Origin of the sequence: Thioalkalivibrio sp. (assembly GCF_041690275.1) — a bacterium.
Classification (GTDB): Bacteria; Pseudomonadota; Gammaproteobacteria; order Ectothiorhodospirales; family Ectothiorhodospiraceae; genus Thioalkalivibrio.
This window is the reverse complement of record NZ_JAWLHP010000075.1, coordinates 437-3,581: the sequence shown is the minus strand read 5'-3', so window position 1 is coordinate 3,581 and position 3,145 is coordinate 437. Positions and strand designations below refer to the sequence as shown.

Sequence of the window (3,145 nt, the reverse complement as noted above, 5' to 3'; positions counted from 1 at the left end):
CCGGGGACCGGGAGGGGGTAATCCCCCTTCCCGCATGCCCCTCAGTACAGCAGCGCGACCATCTTCCGGCGGTACTGGTTGACCAGCTCGTGGCGGGGACCCAGCATCTCGAAGGCCGCCAGCAGCCCCTTCTGGCCAGCGTTGTCGCCGTAGCTGCGGTGCCGCTGCATCAGCTTCAGGTAGAGGTCCATCGCCTCCTGGCTGCGCCCGGCCACCATGTAGGCGGCGGCCAGCTGCTCCATTGCCTCCGGGTCGGACTCGTTGTCGCGCAGCCTGCTCTCCAGTGCTGCAGGATCGGCCCCGTTCGCCCGGCTCGCGAATACCAGCCGCGCGCGCAGACGCTTCACCGGCTCCTGCTCGTGCACGTCGATCGGCAGCATGTTGAGCTGGGCCTCGGCGCCCGCGGCGTCTCCGGCCGCCAACAGCGCCTCGGCGAGGTCGATCTTCAGCGCGTGGTGGTCCGGATCGTTCTCCACCGCGCTGCGCAGGTCGGCCACGGCGCCGTCGACATCCCCGGCATTCAGCTTCGCGATCGCCTGCTCGCGGATGCGGTCGGAGGGCCGTTCCACGTGGCGGTCGATCATGGCGCGGATGGCCGACTCCGGCTGCACGCCCATGAACTGGTCGACCGGCTGGCCGTGCCGGAAGCACATCACCGTGGGGAGGCTGCGTACGCCGAACTGGCCCGCGAGACCCTGCTGCTCGTCGCTGTTGACCTTGGCCAGGCGGAACCGGCCGGCGTATGACTCGACCAGGCTGGCCAGCACCGGCATCAGCATCTTGCACGGACCGCACCAGTCGGCCCAGAAGTCCACCAGCACCGGACGGCGGAAGGACTCCTCGATCACCGCCGTCTCGAAGTCTTCCGCGGTCACGTCGAGGAGGTCGTTGCTTGCATCTGCCATGAGGGACTCCGGTATCTGAATCTGGAAGGCTGTTTACATTGTCGGGCCGCTTCCGCCAATTTCAAGCAGACGGCCACGCCCCGCGCCATCCCGACGATGAAGATCTCCCGCCACCGCTTGCTGGGGAGGGCCGGGGTGGAGGGCGGCGGTGCGCGCCACCGCCAAGGGCGGGTGCGCCCCCGGCCGCGATTCGTGCGCGGGGCGCGGGAAGCGCACTACACTACCGCCTGCCCCCATACGGAGGAAGGCCGCAGGTGAGTTATTCCGCATCCGACATCGAGGTCCTCGAGGGCCTCGACCCGGTACGCAAGCGCCCGGGCATGTACACCGACACCTCCCGTCCCAATCACCTCGCCCAGGAGGTGATCGACAACTCGGTGGACGAGGCCACCAGCGGCTTCGCGCGGAACATCGAGGTGGTCCTGCACAAGGACGGCTCGCTCTCGGTGAGCGACGACGGTCGCGGGATGCCGGTGGACGAACACCCGCGCGAGAAGCGCCCGGGGGTGGAGGTCATCCTCGGGCGGCTGCACGCAGGCGGCAAGTTCTCCGACAGCAGCTACCAGTTCTCGGGCGGCCTGCACGGGGTCGGCGTCTCGGTGGTGAACGCCCTGTCGCGGCACCTGGAGGTCTGGATCCGGCGGGACGGGCGGGAATACAACATGGCCTTTGCGGGCGGCGAGAAGGTCAGCGATCTCGAGGAGGTGGGCGAGGTCGGGCGTCGCAATACCGGCACCCGGCTGCAGTTCTGGCCGGATCCCCGCTACTTCGACAGCCCGAAGTTCTCCGTGTCGCGACTGAAGCACGTGCTGCGCGCGAAGGCGGTCCTCTGCCCCGGGCTGAATGTGAGCTTTGCCGACGAGGTCACCGGGGAGCGCTGCACCTGGTGTTATGCCGACGGGCTCAGGGACTACCTGCTGGAGGCCCTGTCCGGGCTGGAACGCCTGCCGGAAGAGCCGTTCATGGGTGCGGTGGCGGGTCGCCAGGAGGCGGTGGACTGGGCGGTGGTCTGGCTGCCCGAGGGGGGCGAGGGCGTGGCCGAGAGCTACGTGAATCTCATTCCGACCACGCTCGGCGGTACACACGTGAACGGCCTGCGCACCGGCCTCACCGAGGCCGTGCGCGAATTCTGCGAGTTTCGGAATCTGATTCCGCGGGGCGTGAAGCTCGCCCCGGAGGACGTCTGGGAGCGGGTCTGCTACGTGGTCTCCTTCAAGATGCAGGACCCGCAGTTTGCCGGACAGACCAAGGAGCGGCTGTCGTCGCGCGAGGCCGCTCCCTTTGTCGCCGGGGTGGTGAAGGACAGTTTCAGCCTGTGGCTGAACCGCCATTCGGGGATCGGCGAGCGCATCGCGGAACTCGCGATCCAGAGTGCCCAGCGGCGGCAGCGGGCGGGCCGCAAGGTGGTGCGCAAAAAGCTCACCCAGGGTCCGACGCTCCCGGGCAAGCTGGCCGACTGTGCCAGCCAGGATCTGTCGCGCACCGAACTCTTCCTGGTCGAGGGCGACTCCGCCGGCGGTTCCGCGAAGCAGGCCCGCGATCGCGAGTTCCAGGCGATCATGCCGCTCAGAGGCAAGATCCTGAACGCCTGGGAGGTCGATCCCGACCAGGTGCTGGGGTCGCAGGAGATCCATGACATCAGCGTCGCGGTTGGAGTCGACCCCGGCAGCGCGGACCTCGGCAGTCTGCGCTACGGGAAGGTCTGCATCCTGGCCGATGCCGACTCGGACGGCGCGCACATCGCGACGCTGCTCTGCGCGCTGTTCATGCGCCATTTCCGGCCTCTGGTCGAGCACGGACACGTGTATGTGGCGATGCCGCCGCTGTTCCGGGTGGATGTGGGCAAGGAGGTCCTCTACGCACTGGACGATGCCGAGCGCCAGGGCATCCTGGACCGGATCGCGGCCGAGGGCCGCCGCGGCAAGGTGACCGTCACCCGCTTCAAGGGCCTGGGCGAAATGAGCCCGCTGCAGCTGCGCGAGACCACGATGAATCCCGACACCCGGCGCCTGGTGCGCCTGACCATCCAGCCGGGCGACGACACCGGATCCCTGCTGGACATGCTGCTCGCGAAGAAGCGCGCCGGGGACCGCAAGCAGTGGCTGGAGGGTAAGGGCCACCTCGCCGAGGTCTGAAACCGGCGTCAGAGGGCGGTGCGTAGGAGCGGCTTCCAGCCGCGATGCCCTTGGGCACTCGGAATCCCGGCTGGAAGCCGCTCCTACAGGGGGCTTGGCCGGCCT

General features: G+C 68.6%; 2 protein-coding genes. One reads left to right on the top strand and one right to left on the bottom strand.

Annotation, left to right across the window (positions count from 1 at the left end):
• Positions 1–41: 41 nt before the first annotated feature.
• On the bottom strand, positions 42–905 hold the full coding sequence (gene trxA, locus ACESMN_RS12140) for a thioredoxin (RefSeq protein WP_373053866.1): 864 nt from the start codon (positions 903–905) through the stop codon (positions 42–44).
• 254 nt (positions 906–1,159) lie between these two features.
• Between trxA and parE the strand changes: the two genes are divergently transcribed.
• Positions 1,160–3,040 carry a DNA topoisomerase IV subunit B gene (gene parE, locus ACESMN_RS12135; protein ID WP_373053865.1) on the top strand — a complete coding sequence of 627 codons (1,881 nt, stop codon included), beginning with the start codon at positions 1,160–1,162 and terminating at the stop codon, positions 3,038–3,040.
• Positions 3,041–3,145: the final 105 nt, after the last annotated feature.

Bases quoted from the DNA above. Each gene is read 5' to 3' on its own strand.
- trxA (WP_373053866.1), bottom strand. From the start codon at position 905: ATGGCAGATGCAAGCAACGACCTCCTCGACGTGACCGCGGAAGACTTC.